14 protein-coding genes are annotated in these 15,107 nt (G+C 64.7%); 9 read left to right on the forward strand and 5 right to left on the reverse strand.

The window, feature by feature from the left end:
• The first annotated feature begins 133 nt into the window (after positions 1–133).
• From KIO74_RS29065 to KIO74_RS29105, 9 genes are all read left to right on the forward strand, one after another.
• A complete protein-coding gene (locus KIO74_RS29065) occupies positions 134–991 on the forward strand; it encodes a carbohydrate ABC transporter permease (protein ID WP_213338926.1) in 858 nt (285 codons plus the stop codon).
• 2 nt (positions 992–993) lie between these two features.
• Positions 994–1,827, forward strand: coding sequence for a carbohydrate ABC transporter permease (locus tag KIO74_RS29070; protein ID WP_213338927.1), 834 nt, complete (start codon positions 994–996; stop codon positions 1,825–1,827).
• A 70-nt stretch (positions 1,828–1,897) separates the two neighbouring features.
• Entirely contained in the window at positions 1,898–2,749 is an 852-nt protein-coding gene (locus KIO74_RS29075; protein ID WP_213338930.1) for a sugar phosphate isomerase/epimerase family protein, read from the forward strand.
• Positions 2,750–2,842: 93 nt separating this feature from the next.
• Complete coding sequence (dhaL, locus tag KIO74_RS29080; RefSeq protein ID WP_213338931.1) at positions 2,843–4,555, forward strand: dihydroxyacetone kinase subunit DhaL; 1,713 nt, start codon at positions 2,843–2,845, stop codon at positions 4,553–4,555.
• A gap of 739 nt (positions 4,556–5,294) precedes the next feature.
• Entirely contained in the window at positions 5,295–6,092 is a 798-nt protein-coding gene (locus KIO74_RS29085; RefSeq protein ID WP_213338934.1) for an alpha/beta fold hydrolase, read from the forward strand.
• Between the two features lie 13 nt (positions 6,093–6,105).
• The gene (locus tag KIO74_RS29090) at positions 6,106–7,383 is read left to right on the forward strand and encodes an acyl-CoA dehydrogenase family protein (protein ID WP_213338936.1); all 1,278 of its coding nucleotides are present in this window, start codon (positions 6,106–6,108) and stop codon (positions 7,381–7,383) included.
• An 8-nt stretch (positions 7,384–7,391) separates the two neighbouring features.
• Entirely contained in the window at positions 7,392–8,897 is a 1,506-nt protein-coding gene (locus tag KIO74_RS29095) for a class I adenylate-forming enzyme family protein (RefSeq protein WP_213338938.1), read from the forward strand.
• Between the two features lie 28 nt (positions 8,898–8,925).
• Positions 8,926–10,017, forward strand: a complete 1,092-nt coding sequence (locus KIO74_RS29100) for an NAD/NADP-dependent octopine/nopaline dehydrogenase family protein (protein ID WP_213339332.1) — start codon at positions 8,926–8,928, stop codon at positions 10,015–10,017.
• Complete coding sequence (locus KIO74_RS29105; RefSeq protein ID WP_213338940.1) at positions 10,014–11,003, forward strand: 3-hydroxybutyryl-CoA dehydrogenase; 990 nt, start codon at positions 10,014–10,016, stop codon at positions 11,001–11,003. Before KIO74_RS29100 ends, KIO74_RS29105 begins: the two co-directional genes overlap by 4 nt.
• 27 nt (positions 11,004–11,030) lie before the next feature.
• Here KIO74_RS29105 and KIO74_RS29110 read toward each other — a convergent pair whose 3' ends face one another.
• From KIO74_RS29110 to KIO74_RS29130, 5 genes are all read right to left on the reverse strand, one after another.
• Positions 11,031–11,477 (reverse strand): RrF2 family transcriptional regulator, encoded by a 447-nt coding sequence (locus KIO74_RS29110; RefSeq protein WP_213338941.1) that lies wholly within the window; start codon positions 11,475–11,477, stop codon positions 11,031–11,033.
• 115 nt (positions 11,478–11,592) lie between these two features.
• Entirely contained in the window at positions 11,593–12,408 is an 816-nt protein-coding gene (gene cysE / locus KIO74_RS29115) for a serine O-acetyltransferase (protein WP_213338943.1), read from the reverse strand.
• A 174-nt stretch (positions 12,409–12,582) separates the two neighbouring features.
• The gene (locus tag KIO74_RS29120) at positions 12,583–13,365 is read right to left on the reverse strand and encodes an ABC transporter permease (protein WP_213338944.1); all 783 of its coding nucleotides are present in this window, start codon (positions 13,363–13,365) and stop codon (positions 12,583–12,585) included.
• On the reverse strand, positions 13,362–14,186 hold the full coding sequence (locus KIO74_RS29125; protein WP_213338945.1) for an ABC transporter permease: 825 nt from the start codon (positions 14,184–14,186) through the stop codon (positions 13,362–13,364). The genes KIO74_RS29120 and KIO74_RS29125 overlap by 4 nt, the downstream gene beginning before the upstream one ends.
• A gap of 9 nt (positions 14,187–14,195) precedes the next feature.
• Complete coding sequence (locus KIO74_RS29130; protein ID WP_213338946.1) at positions 14,196–15,029, reverse strand: ABC transporter ATP-binding protein; 834 nt, start codon at positions 15,027–15,029, stop codon at positions 14,196–14,198.
• Positions 15,030–15,107 lie beyond the last annotated feature (78 nt).

The raw sequence follows: 15,107 nt of genomic DNA on the forward strand, positions 1-15,107 counted from the left end.
CGGGCTGCTGGGCAGCCCGCCGGGGATGACACGGGATGAGAATGGGCACGTGTCTTGACACACCGCGCGGAGGGCCATGGCTCTCTGCGCATCAATTTCGCGTGAGCCGCATAGTGATAAAGACAGGGTGGCAATGACTGATCAACGTGTCGGCTTATTCTTCGCGTTGCCTGCCATTATTCTTCTTGTAGGCATTCTTGGCTTCCCTGCCGTCGCGGCTATCCTCCAGAGTTTCAATGTGCTCTGGGGGTCCGGAGACGTACCGGGCATCGCGAACTACGTCCAGCTCGCGATGGATCCGCAATTCTGGCAGGCTTTCCGGAATACGACCCTGTTCGTCGCATCTACCGTGAGCATCCACATCACGCTCGGCCTGTGCGTGGCGCTTCTGCTCAATGCCGATGTCAAGGGCAAGTGGCTGTTCCGGGTCACCGCGATCCTGCCGTGGACCGTTCCCGACGTCATCAGCGGTATTCTCTGGCGCTTCATGTTCGATCCGCTGGCGGGTTTCGTGAACGCGCTCCTGACAACGGCCGGGCTCATCGCGGCGCCGATCGACTGGCTGGGCGACCCGCAGCTTGCCTTCGCCGCCGTCGTCTTCGCGGAAGGCTGGCGCGGCTATCCCTTCATCATGCTGATCCTGCTCGCGGGCCTGCAATCCATCGGCCAGCAGCAATACGAGGCGGCCCAGCTCGACGGCGCCTCGACCTGGCAGTGCTTCATGCATGTCACCATCCCGAACCTGAAGCCCATGCTGCTCGTGGCCGCGGTGCTGGATCTGATCTGGCAGGCGCGCCTGTTCGGTCTTGTCTTCGGCATGACGAGCGGCGGCCCTGGCAATGCAACGGAAGTGATGCCGCTGCTGATTTACCGCAATTACTTTGAATTCTTCAACGCGAGCTATGCGGCGTCCATGGCGGTCGTTCTCGCAGCGGTGATGCTGGTCTTCGCGGTGCCCTATGTGCGCTCCAGCCTGAAGAAGGAGGCGTGAGAATGATGCGCGGATCCGCTCAATCCAACCTCTTCGTCTGGGTCGCGCTTCTCGCCGTCGCGATCTTCAACCTGTTTCCTTTCTATTGGATGGTGACCTCCTCCTTCAAAAGCTCGCTCGAGGTCGTCTCCTATCCCGCGACGCTCGTGCCGCAGGCGTGGACGACGGATGCCTATCGCAACATCTGGCTGCAGGAAGGTTTCGTCGCCTATTTCCGCAACAGCCTGATCGTGTCGCTCAGCACGGCGCTCTTGTCGTCGGGCGTCGGCCTTTTCGCGGCTTACGGCTTCTCGCGCTTCAAGTTCAAGGGGCGCATGGCGTGGATGTCCCTGTTCCTCGGCAGCCAGATGCTGCCGGGGGTGCTCCTGGTCGGCGCCTATTTCCGCATGCTGACCTTCGCCGGGCTCTATGACACCTTGTTCGGTCTCATTCTCGCACAGACGACGATCACGCTGCCGTTCAGTGTCTGGATGTTGAAGGGCTACATCGACACCGTCCCCGCCGAGATCGACAACGCGGCGATGATTGACGGCGCCAACCGTCTGCAGATCCTGCTGCGGATCATCGCGCCCAACATCATCCCGGGTTTCGTCGCCACAGCGACTTTCGCCTTTCTTCTCGCCTGGGGCGATCTGTTGTGGGCGCTCTGCCTCATCGAAGATCAGGCGAAGCAGACGATGACACTCGGCATTACGCGGCTCATCGGGCAATTCCGCGTGCAATGGTCGGAAATTATGGCAGCCACCGTCATCGGCAGCGTCATACCGGCCACGCTCTACGTCTTTCTTCAGAAATACCTGGTGCAGGGCTTTACCGGCAGCGCCGTCAAGGATTGAGCCCGCCCTCCAGCTTGTCTCGTGCTTAGGCTTCGGTGGTGTCACCGGAAGGCTTCAGAAGGTTGTCGCAATGAATCCGCTTTCCATCCACTCCTATACGTTCCTGCCGACATGGACGACGCAGCATGGCGAGGATGCGGCCCGCGAGGCGCGGGCGGCCGGCTACGACCGCCTCGTTATTCCGCTGCGGGATCATGACGTCATCGAGCCGGCGGCCATCGTTCGCATGATGGAGCGGGAGGGACTGCAGCCCGTCACGACGGCCAATCAGCGGCCGGAGGCGGACATTTCGAGCACCGATCGCGCCGTCTGGGCAGCCGGGCTGGAGCGTCATCGCCGCTCCCTGCGGCTGGCGCGCGATCTCGGCGCCAAGCACATGGGCGGCATCCTCTACAGCGTGTTCGGCAAGGCCCAGCGGGCGGCGACGGATGAGAATGTGAAGGCAGCAGCGGAAGCCCTGGCGTTGCTGGCCGATGAAGCCGCCGGCTTCGGCATGCGGATCGCCTTGGAGATCGTCAATCGCTACGAGAGCAATCTCCTCAACACCGCCGCCCAAGGTATCGACATGGTCCGCCGTGTCGGCGCGCCCAATCTTCATCTTCATCTCGACACGTTCCACATGAATATCGAGGAAGATGACCCTCTGGAAGCGCTCAAGGCAGCGCGCCCCTATCTCGCTTATTTCGAGATAGACCAGAACAACCGGGGGCCTCTTGATCGCGGCGCCATCGATTTCGCCCCGATGCTCGCGTTCCTCAAGGACTCCGACTATACGGACATGATCGGCGTCGAGGCGTTTTCGAGCGCGATTTCCGGCCCGGAGGTGGCGGCCGGGGTCGGCGCATGGCGGAACCTGTTCGACGATGGTGCGGCTGTTGCGCGCTCCGGAATTGCGGTGCTGAAACAGGCCGGCTTCGCCTGAGAGGAACGGGTCCCCGCTGTATATTAACGGCTGCAGCGGTTGATCGATCGGGCGATGTGATCATACTCAAGGCATCAACGGAGCGAGGATGCCTTGAAGAAGCTGATCAACGACGTTCTGAAGGTTGTGCCGGAAACCCTTGAGGGATTTGTTCGCCTGCATCCGGATCTGGCGCTGCTCGATGGCTACGCCACAGTGATCCGCGGCGATATCGAGTCGTTTCGGGCGAGCGGCAAGGTCGCTGTGATCAGTGGTGGCGGCGCAGGCCACGAGCCTGCCCATGCCGGTTATGTCGGTCGCGGCATGCTGACGGCGGCCGTGTCGGGCGATGTCTTCGCCTCACCGAGCACCGACGCCGTGTTCGCGGCGCTGATGGCGGTTGGCACCCCGGCCGGTGTCCTGATGGTGGTGAAGAACTATACCGGCGACCGCATCAATTTCGGCCTCGCGGCGGAAATGGCGCGCGCGCATGGCATTCCGGTTGAAACCGTGGTGGTCGACGATGACGCGGCGCTCGGCAGTGCAGAGGCGACCGCAGGGCGGCGTGGTATCGCCGGCACCGTGCTCGTCCACAAGGTGGCGGGCGCGGCGGCGGAAGCAGGCTTGAGCCTCGCCGACGTGGCGCGGAATGCGCAGGCTGCGGTTGCGGGGCTCGCTTCCATGGGCGTCGGGCTGTCGCCCTGCACGCTGCCCGCAGCCGGCAAGGCCAATTTCGAGCTCGGCGCGGATGAGATCGAGCTCGGGCTCGGCATCCATGGCGAGGCGGGCGTCGAGCGACGCAGCATCGCCAGTGCCGCGACGCTGACCGGCATCCTGCTCGATACCATCATCAAGGATCGCGCCATCGCGACGGGCGATGAAGTGGCGCTGCTCGTCAACAATCTCGGCGGCACGCCGACCATGGAGATGAATATCGTAGCGAAGAACGCGCTCGATCACCTCCAGGGGCATGGCATCGCCGTCGACCGCGCCTATTGCGGCACGTTCCTGACCGCCATCGAGATGGACGGCGTGTCGCTCAGCCTGATGAAGCTCGATCCGTCCTTGCGCAACGCTCTCGACGCCCCCACCGAGGCGCCCGCATGGCTCGCCAACGCGCGGGCCAAACAGCCACCGCTCGCTAAGGCGGTGACGGTGCCGGCCGGGCAGGCCGAAGTGAACGCCGATGACGGCCGCGCGACGCCCGCGCCGGAGGCGGTCATCGCAGCCATTCGCGCTGGCTGCGAGGCCCTGCTCGCGGCCGAGGACCGGCTCACCGAGATGGATCGCCATGTCGGCGACGGCGATATCGGCCGCTCGCTGGCGCAGGGCGCGGAAGCCGTTCTGACGCGGCTCGACGCGATGCCGGGTTATGCGACCTATGCGGTGCTGCGTGAACTCTCCCTCACCATTCGGCGCGCCATGGGCGGTACGTCCGGACCGCTCTATGCGGCGATGGCGCTGAGCGCGAGCAACAGCCTGAAAGAGCCCCACGGGGACGCCTCGGCATCCCTCGCCATGGCATTTTCCACGGCGGTGGCATCTGTATCACAGCTCGGCGGCGCCAAGGCGGGCGACCGGACTATGGTGGATGCGCTTCTGCCGGCGGCCGAGGCGATCGCCCAGGGCGGCGGGGTAGCCGCGCAGCTGGCCGCCGCCGCCGAAGCCGCGAGCCTGGCCGCCGCCCGCACGGCCGACATGATGCCGCGCCGCGGGCGCTCCAGCTATATCGGTGAGCGTGCGCTGGGCTATCCGGACCCGGGTGCGGAAGCTGTCGCGCTTTGGTTGAAGGCGGCAGCGGCAAGCGTTGCGACCAAGCCGGCGTAGCGTCGACTAGCCTGCCTTTTGTGGAGGTCCCCATTGGCGCCGCGCCCGACGTACCCATATGCGTCTTGGCGCGACGCCGGATCCTTGGCGCGACGCCGGAACGAGACGTTGCAAAGGTCGCTTTCATGATCGTCAGGTTGGTCACCCTGTTGTTTCTCACCGGTGCCTTGGCTGCCTGCCACACCACCGACATGGGCAAGTCCGTGGGCTGGCCCAACCCGCCGAGAACCTCCCGATAGGATCGATCGGTAATCTGCGCCGGTCATCCCGGGACGAGCCAAAGCTCGGGCCCGGGATCCAGAACCGATACGATTCGCGTCCGGCCATCAGCATTGAGACGCGGCGCCTCCTTGCCGGAGGGGATGGTTCCAGGATGATACAGAGGGTCCAGAGCCCATTTCTGGCAAACTGAACATCGATTGATCCTTGTGCTCGGAATCAAGATTTTTGGGGGAGCCGCGAACCCGGCGAGGGCCTCCTCACTGGCTGGTCAGCCAGACCGATGATGGCCGTTCTGCTCAATCCCTGCCCAGTCCCCGAACCGTGGCGACACTCCGAGCGCGGCTTCTGGCCCCACGGAAGCGCGCCAATCAGCACGCCATTTCAGCGTAATATATTGAAATACAATGTTTATCGCCATCTGCCGCAGATTCGGGCGAGGTGGCGCTAAAAGTATTCCTTTTCATATAGATTGGGTTTGCTAGCATGGGTCCCGCGTAAGAACGCTCGGGAGGCCCATATGAGCGCGGACGCAAGGGGCGATCGCTCCGGCGAGGGGAATGACGAAAAGCGTGCTGTCGTGTTCATCCACGGCATTGGCGGCAGCGCGCGGGTATGGACACCGCAGATGGCGGCTTTCGCGGCGGCGGGCTTCCGGCCCATACCGCTCGACATGCCCGGCTACGGCGCGCGTCCGGCCGTCACCACCATGGATTTCGAGGAGCTGGCGGCCGATGTCGAGGCTGCCATCGGTCAAGTCGATCGACTAAAGCCTGTGCTTGTCGGGCATTCCATGGGCGGAATGGTGGTGCAGACGATGCTGCGGCGTCGCCCTGATGCCTATCATGCCGCCGTCCTGGTCGGCACAAGCCCTGCCTTCGGCAACCCGCAAGGCGACTTCCAGAAGGCTTTCGTGGCCGCGCGGCTTGAGCCGTTGGAGAGCGGCAGGACGATGGCGGAACTCGCGCCGGAGATGGTCGACGGCATGATGGGCCCTTCGCCGGATGGTGAGGGCAGGGCGCTCGCCGTCTCCACCATGGCCGCGACACCCGCCGCCACCTATCGCGCGGCCGTGTTGTGCCTCGTGAATTTCGACGAGCGCGCCAATCTCGGCGCAATCCGTGTGCCGGTGCTGTGCCTTGCCGGGGAGCATGACCGCAACGCGCCTGCGTCGATGATGGAGCGCATGGCGTCCCGCATTCCCGGCGCCCGTTTCCGGTTGCTGCCCGATGTCGGCCATCTGCCGAACTGCGAGGCGCCCGACAGCTTCAACGCCGCCATTCTCGACTATCTGGCAGAATGCGACCAGAGCGCATGAGGGAAACCATCCAATGAGCGCCTATCCTATCGATCTCGACCGCGAGCCCGTCGATGCGCCGCTGTTCGCGCCCCAGGCCTTCCGGCTCACGGATGAGCAGGCCGCGTTGACTGCAAAAGTCCGCGCCTTCGGTCGAGAGGTGGTGGCTCCCCGCGCCGCCAAACATGATCGCGAGGCCACTTTCCCGATCGAGAATTTCCGGGACATGCACGGCGAGGGGCTGCTCCGGCTCTGTATTCCGAAGGACGAGGGCGGCCTCGGCGCGGACTTCCAGACCTATTGCCTCTCGGCCGCCGAACTCGGCCGCTATTGCGGGGCGACGGCGCTCTCCTGGAACATGCATGTCTGCTCGACGCTATGGTCCGGCCCTCTGGCCGACGAACTCGAGATGACGCCCGCGGATCGCGCGGCCCATCGGGCACGCCGCAGCGTCCATTACCAGCGCATCGTGAATGATGGCGCCGTCTATGCCCAACCCTTCTCTGAGGGTGGCGCCGCTGCTGCCGGCGCGATTGCCTTCGGCACCGAGGCGAGGCCGGTCGAGGGCGGCTTCATCGTGAACGGCAAGAAGATCTTCGCGTCCCTCTCCGGCGCCGCCGACTACTACGGTGTGTTGTGCACGGAACGCGCCGAGGGCGAGGCGGCGAGCCGACGCAACACGCTTTATCTCGCCGTGCCGGCTAACGCCGAAGGCGTCTCCGTGGTCGGCGACTGGGATCCGCTCGGCATGCGGGGGACGGTGTCGCGGACGCTCCTCTTCAAGGATGTGTTCGTGCCGGACGACGCTATGCTGATGCCGCATGGCGTTTATTTCCAGGCGGCGACCCGCTGGCCGCATATGTTCCTGACGCTGTCACCGACCTATATGGGTTTGGCGCAAGCGGCCTATGACTTCACGGTGTCCTATCTGCGCGGCGAACTGCCCGGCATGCCGCCGGTGAAGCGGCGCATGTTCCCCACCAAACAGATCGCCGTGGCCGAGATGCGGATCATGCTGGAGCAGACCAAGGCCCTGTGGTTCCAGGCCATTACCGAGGCATGCGCCAATCCGAGCCGCGAGCAGGTTTTGCGCGCCTATGCGGCCCAGCACACGGTGATGGAGAACGCCAACGCGATCGCCGTGAAGGCGATCCGCACCTGCGGCGGCCAGGCCATGCTGAAGAGCCTGCCCCTGGAGCGGATCTACCGCGACAGCCGCTGCGGCGCCTTGATGCTGCCCTGGACCGCCGAGATCTGCGTCGATCGCATCGGCCGCGAGGCGCTCTACGAGCCCGGCGAAAAGGACGACTGAGAACGCGCATGGATCTGTCCGATCTCATTGACCGCAACGCGGCCTTCACGCCGGACAAGGTGGCGATACGCTTCGAGGGCGCGACGTTCACCTATCGGGCCCTGTCGCAACGCATTGCCGCGACGGCACGCGCGCTGAAGTCGCATTTCGGGGTGGGGCGCGGCGACCGGGTGGCGATCCTCGCGGCCAATCATCCCGACTATCTCGTGCTGCTCTATGCCTGTGCACGGCTCGGGGCGATGCTGGTGCCGATCAACTGGCGGCTTGCGGTGCCGGAGCAGGTCTTCATCCTCACCGATGCCTCGGTGAAGGTGCTGTTCGTCGAGGAGACCTATGCCGCCGTGGTCGCGCCGCTCGCGGAGGCGGCACCGGAAACGCGCGTCGTCGGCCTTGAATTTGTGCCACCGGACGCGATCTCCTTCGACGATCTGTTGGCCGTGGGCAGCGGGGATGGACGCAATCCCCATATCGATTTCTCCTGTCCGCTGCTGATCGTCTACACGTCCGGCACGACAGGGCGGCCCAAGGGCGCGGTGCTGCGGCAGGAGGCGCTGGTGTGGAACGCCGCCATGAGCCAGCATATGCATGGCCTGACGAGCGACGACCATATCCTCACGGTGCTGCCGTTCTTCCATGTGGGCGGCTTGAACATCCAGACGACGCCGGCGCTTCACCTCGGCGCGACCGTCACCATCCACCGGCGCTTCGCGCCCGACGCGACGCTCGCGGCCATCGCCGAGGACCGGACGACCCATACAGTGCTTGTCCCCACCACGATCCAGGCTGTCGTCGCGCATCCGGATTGGGCGACGACGGATCTCTCCAGCCTGCGGGCACTGTCCACGGGCTCCGTCAACGTGCCGCAGCAGTTGATCGACGCGGTCGCCGCGCGCGGCATTCCTGTGCTGCAGGTCTATGGCTCCACCGAGACCTGCCCCATCGCCGTCTATACGCGTCTCGGCGGCGAGGCGCGCGGCACTTCGACGGGCCTGCCCGGCCTCCATTGCGAGGCGCGCATCGTCAATGAGAAGGGGGAGGAGGTGCCCCACGGCACCGCCGGCGAGGTCGTCGTGCGCGGACCAAGCGTCTTCTTCGAGTATTGGGGCAACGAGGCCGCCACGGCCGAGGCCTTGAAGAACGGCTGGTATTACACCGGTGATATCGGCACGCGCGATGCGGATGGCTATTTCCACATCCATGACCGCAAGAAGAACGTCATCATCTCAGGCGGTGAGAACATCTATCCGGCCGAATTGGAGCGCGTTCTCGGTGAACATGTGGCAGTCGCGGAAGTGGCTGTCATCGGCCGGCCCGATCCGAGATGGCAGGAAGTGCCCGTCGCCTATGTGGTGATCCGCCGCGACTGCGCGGTCGATGCCGAGGCACTCATCGCCCACGCGCGCGACAACCTCGCTCGTTTCAAGGTGCCGCGCGAGATCGTCTTCGTCGACAGCCTGCCACGCAATGCCATGGGCAAGGTGCAGCATTTCGTTCTCAAACAACAATTGGCGTGATGGGAGATCCCTGATGAAGATTGCCGTGATGAAGATTGCCGTTCTTGGCGGAGGCAACGGCTCGTTCGCGGCGGCCGGGGATTTCGCGCTCGCGGGCCATGATGTCCGGCTGTGGCGGCGCGACAGCGAGGCCGTGAAGGCGCATAATGCAGCCGGCCGCATCATCGAGATCAAGGATTTCACAGGCCGGCATCAAGCGACGATCGGCCTCATCACCGACGATATCGCCGCCGCCGTGCGTGATGCCGAACTCATCGTCTGCCCGGCGCCGGCGACCGCCCAGCCCGATATCGCGCGTTGGCTCGCCCCCCATCTCACCGATGGCCAGGTGGTCTATCTGCCGCCGGGCACCTTCGGCTCGATGATCTTCGCCAAGGCCGCCCATGATGCGGGCAACAGGGCGGCGGTCGCCTTCGCCGAAACCGGCACGCTGCCCTGGCTGACGCGCAAGCACGGCCCCTTCGAGGTGGCGATCACCGTGCGCGCGAAGCGCCTGCCGACCGGCGTCTTCCCGCTTACGCGGAAGGCCCATGCGCTTGAGGTCATCGGGCAGGCTTTCCCGGGCGTGATCGAGGATTGCGGCGACGCCCTCTCCGGCGCGCTGATGAATGCCGGGCCGATCATTCACCCGCCGCTCATCACCATGAACGCGGGGCCGCTGGAGCATTTCCCGCGCTGGGATATTCACAAGGAAGGTACGCAGCCCGCCATCCGCCGCGTCACCGATGCGCTCGATGCGGAGCGCATCGCCATCCGCGAGGCGGTGGGCTATGGCGGGCCGCATTTCCCGCTCGCCCATCACTATGCGCGCGACGGCGAGGAATGGATGTATGGACGCGGCTCCCATGACCGGCTCACCGATTCCGGCGATTGGCGCGAGAACATCATCCTCACGGAACATCGCTATATGGTCGAGGATACGCGCATCGGTCTGTCCTTCTTCCGCTCTGTCGCCGCGCTCGCCGGCGTCGAAACGCCGTTGATGCGCGCCTTCACGGCAATCGGCGGAGCGGTCTGCGGCGAGGACTTCATGCAGACGGGCCGCACCTTGCGCAGCACCGGTTTCGGCGACTACGACCGCGCATCCCTGCAGGCGCTCCTGAGGGACGGCTTCCAATGAGCGGGCGGGAACGCATTGCCTGTCTCGGCGCGGGCCGTATGGGGCGCGGCATAGCCGCGGTCTTCGCCTATGCCGGCCATGACGTCGTCATCGTCGATCTCAAGCCCCGCGCTGCGGACGATTTCTCGCGCCTGGCCGCCGAGGCGCTGGGCGAGGTGCGCGGCACGCTCGGCATGCTGGCGGAACTCGGTATGTTCGACAGTGCCGCTGTCGAGCGGATCGCGGCGAGGGTTTCCGTCGTGCCGGATGCTGAGGCGGAAACGGCCTTGTCTTCCGCCACGGTCATCTTCGAGGGCGTGCCGGAGGTGCTCGATCTCAAGCGCGAGGCACTTGCCAGGGCCTCGCGGCTGGCAGGTCCCGCCCCCATCATCGCCTCGACTACATCGACCATCCTGGTTGATGACCTGTCCGACGTGGTGGAGCATCCCGAACGCTTCCTCAACGCCCATTGGCTCAACCCCGCTTATCTCGTGCCGCTGGTCGAACTGTCGCCGGGCAAGACCACGGACCCGGCTGTGACGGTGCGACTGCGTGGCTTGCTGGAGGCCGTCGGCAAGGTGCCCGTGACCTGCGCGCCGAGCCCTGGCTATATCGTGCCGCGCATCCAGGCGCTCGCCATGAACGAGGCCGCGCGCATGGTCGAGGAAGGGGTCGCCACGGCGGAGGAACTCGACAAGGCGATCAAATACGGCTTCGGCTTCCGCTTCGCGGTGCTCGGGTTGCTCGAATTCATCGACTGGGGCGGCGGCGATATTCTTTACTATGCCAGCCATTACCTGGCGAAAGCGCTCGATGATCCGCGCCATGCGCCCCCAGCCATCGTCGAGCATAATATGCGGGAGGGGCGCATCGGGCTCAAGACAGGCAAGGGCTTCCTGGACTACGACAACCTCGATCTCGACGCTTATCGTCGCGACAGGCTGAAAGCCTTCGCCGCGATGCTCGACCAGTATGGGCTGAAGCGCCCGCCCGTCCTCGACGAATAGAGCGGCGGGGAGCTCCGGCCGGACGCCTCAGATGTGATAGATGAAGGATGCCATCGCATCATCCGTCAGTTCGCGCATGTCGGCGAGGGTCCTGTTGTCCAGCACGTTCGCGATGGCTTCGCGAACCTCCAGCATCATCAGGCGTATCTCGCAGCGCGCCTCGTCGCAGTCGTCGCAGCGGCGATAGGCGGTGCGGCTGGCGCATTGGATCGGCGCGAGCGGACCGTCCAATACGCGGATGACGTCGCCAATGATGATCTCCTCAGCCGGTCGGGCCAGCATATAGCCGCCGCCCTTGCCTTTTCGACTGTTGAGGAAACGGGCGTTACGGAGTTCCCCGAGAATAGCGTCCAGGAACTTCTTCGGAATGTTATTGGCTTCGGCGATCTCGGCGACCTGGACAGATTCGCCAGGCTTCAGGCTGGCAAGAAATACGATTGCCTTCAGGCCATACTTGCCCTTCTTGGTCAGCACTGCCTTGCCTCCTGTCTGTCAGGCCCGCGCAAGTTGGCGTCCGTCCGGCTCCCGGTCCGGTAGAAAAACGGTGCCGTAGAGGGCGCTGCGTTCTGGAATGGCGGCGATGGCGCCGTCACAGCCCGACGTCATAGAACATCTGATCCATGCTCTTGGCGGGTTCGATCGTGCGATCGACCATGCCAACCTTAACCGCGGGGACGCCGGCGACGGTCGTGTAGGGCGGCACGGAATGCAGCACGACCGATCCCGCGCCCACCCGCGCGCCATGGCCGATCTCGATGTCGCCGAGCAGGATCGCGCCTGCGCCGATCAGGACGCCCGAGCGCACCTTTGGATGCCTCTTGCAGTTGCGGCTGCCCGTGCCGCCCAGGGTGACGCCCTGCAGCAGCGACACGTCATCCTCGATCTCGCTGGTTTCTCCGATGACGATGCCCGTCGCGTGATCGAAGAAGATGCCGAGGCCGATCCTCACCGCCGGATGGATGTCGACCTGCAGCGCCTCGGCGGCGGCGCTCTGGATCGCGAGAGAGAGATCCTTGCGCCCCTCGCGCCAGAGCCAGTGGGAGAGGCGATGGGCCTGCAGGGCATGGAAGCCCTTGAAATGTAGCAACGGCTCAAGGTAGCGCGTCGTGGCCGGATCCCGATCGAGAATGGCTGCCAGATCCGCCCTGATGGCCTGCCTTATTGTGCGATCGGCGCGAAGGGCCTGCGCGAAGGCGGCGTTGATCAGATCGGGCGGTAGGAAATCATGGGCTATGCGGTTGGCGACACGCGCCGCGACGGCCTCTTCCAGACTGCTGTGATGGAGAATGCCCGCATAGAGCAAGCTCGCCAGTTCAGGCTCATGCGCGACGCCTTCGCGTGCTTCGGCCTGGATCGTGAGCCAGATCGGATCGGCCAGCGCGATGTTCTGACGAGCGGAACGCATCTCGATGTCTTCTCCTATCCCACTCCACACCGCGCCGCCAACAGTGGGGCGAATGTATCGTCCGACCACCGGCGAATGCTTCAAGTTCGTTCGTATACTAAATCGACAACTTTAATCATATAGGCGCCATTCCTCGAATTTCACGGTCTACAGGGCCTCGTTGTGGAATGCTGTTCAACGGCCGTCTCGCCAGGACAGCGCATGCCGCTCGATACGCTCGGCGGTGGCGTTCATGGCAAAGCCGACAAGGCCGAGGATGACGACGCCGAGCATCACCAGATCCATCTCGAACCGTTCCCTGCCGGCGATGATCAGGCCGCCGACGCCGGGGCCGACCGCCATGAAATATTCCGCTCCGACCGTCGCCAACCAGGAATAGATCAGTGCCAGGTGGACACCGGTGAGGATGGAGGGAACGGCGGCCGGCAGATAGACGCGCCTGATCAGCTGCAGGCGGCTGAAGCGCAGGGCCCTCGCCACTTCGATGATGTGGGCCGGCGCGCCGCGCATGCCCTCGATCGTGTTGAGCGCCACGGGAATGAAGGCCGCCAACGCGATGAAGGCGATTTTGGCGGTCTCCGCGAAGCCGCACCAGATCGAGATGATGGGGATCCAGGCGAGCACGGCGATCTGTTTGGCTGCGTGGAATGTCGGGCCGATCAGGCGTTCGGCGAGCCGTGACAGCCCCAGCAGCATGCCAAAGCTTATGCCGGCCGCCGTCCCGATGGCAAAGCCGGTGAGATTGCGCGCGAGGCTTGCAGCGAGATGGGTGAAGAGATCACCCGAGACGGTTTCGTGCCAGGCGGTCGCGGCGATCTTCTCCAAGGGAGGAAGGAAGCGCGGGTCGATAAGGCCGATATGGCTGGAGATCTCCCAGAACAGGAAGATCACAACCGGAAGCGCAAGGCCACGCCAGCGGCGGCTTGACTGTGGGTGAATGGCGGTCACGAGGGTCATGCGATTGTCTCCACGCGCCAGGATTGAAAATGGGCCTCCACACGCGCGAGGATGGCGTCCATGGCATAGCCGACGACGCCGATGACGATCATCGCAAAAATCATGATGTCGAGCCAGAACATCTGGCGACCCCAGACCAGGAGATAGCCCAGGCCCTCGGATGAGGCGAGGAGCTCTACCGCGACCAGGGCCGTCCACGCTTTCGTCAGGCTGTAGCGGATGCCGGTGAAGATCTGCGGCACGGCGGCGGGAAGGATGAGCCTTCGCAACCGCTGCCAATGGGTGAGTTGGAACGCATCCGCCACCTCCATATAGCCTTTGGGGATCGAGCGGATGCCGGCCGCGGTGTTCAACACCACGGGAACGAAGGCGGCCTTGGCGATGATGACGATCTTCAGTGCCTCGCCGATGCCGAGAAAAAGCATGAGCAGCGGAATCCAGCCGAGGGTCGGAACCTGCGCGATCGCCGTGAAGGTCGGACGCACATAGTCGTCGACCACGGGGAACAGCCCCATGGCGAGGCCAAGCGCCAGGCCTACGCCGGCCCCGATCGCAAAGCCCAGCGCGACACGCGCCGCGCTGAAGCCGATATGCTGCAGCAGATCCCCGCCCCGGATGGTCTCAACGGCTGCCTGCCAGACATAGGACGGCGGTGGCAGAATCTGTTCGGGCAGCCAGCCGCGCGCCGAGGCCCAGCTCCATATTAAGAGGATTGCGAGTGGGAAGAGGAGAGCGACGGCGACCGTGCTCGCCCGGTTGAAGATCGCGGCAATGGCAGGGCGCGCGGTGACTTGTCGGAGAGGGATGACCTGCTCGCTCATCGGTAAGCCTCAAGCTGGAAGGGCGGCGTCGCCGATTGGGAGGGAGCGCCAGCGGTCGGCCGGCTCTGCCGCCTCGTGGGCGAGCGAATTGCCGCTGACCGTTTCAAGCGCGTCGAGAACGACATTCCGCAGGCGCACGAGTTCTTCCGAGCGCCTGTCGCGCAGCCGCGGCAGGTCGATGTCGAAGATATGGGCGATGCGGCCAGGGCGCGGCGCCATCACGACGACCCGGTCGCCGAGAAGCACAGCCTCGTCGACATCATGGGTCACGAGGACCGTCGTGATTCGCTCATGGGCCCAGATGCGCTGCAATTCGTCCTGCAGATGGGCGCGGGTGAGCGCGTCAAGCGCGCCGAAGGGCTCATCGAGGAGGAGGACGCTCGGGCGGTTGACGAGACCGCGGGCGATCGCGACACGCTGCGCCATTCCGCCGGACAGTTGTCGCGGCAACGCCTTGGCGAAGACCGACAGCCCGACGAGGGCGAGATGGCTGGCGACCGTGCGCCGCTTGGCGGCCGTATCGAGGGGCGCATTCTCCAGCCCGAGCGCGACATTCTGCTCGACCGTCAGCCAGGGGAAGAGCCGCGGTTCCTGGAAGACGAGGCCGCGGTCGAGGCTTGGCCCCGCGACGGGCTGGCCGCCGTGCAGAACCTCGCCCTCGCCGGCATCAAGGCCGGCAATGATCCGCAGGAGCGTGGACTTCCCGCATCCGCTTGCGCCGACGATCGTCACGAAGGAGCCGGGCGCGATGTCGAGATCGATGTCGCTGAGCGCGGTCAGAGCTGACCCGTCCACATGGAATGTTTTGTTCACGGCGCGAATTGCCAGGCGATTTTCAGCCAAGGTCCACCTCCAACCGGGCGGTTTGGCGCTCTTCTGAAAAGCGCCAAACTAATAATTGACTAAATCTATAAACTAAGA

The sequence above is a fragment of the Chelatococcus sp. HY11 genome, from assembly GCF_018398335.1.
In the GTDB taxonomy this organism is placed as follows: domain Bacteria; phylum Pseudomonadota; class Alphaproteobacteria; order Rhizobiales; family Beijerinckiaceae; genus Chelatococcus.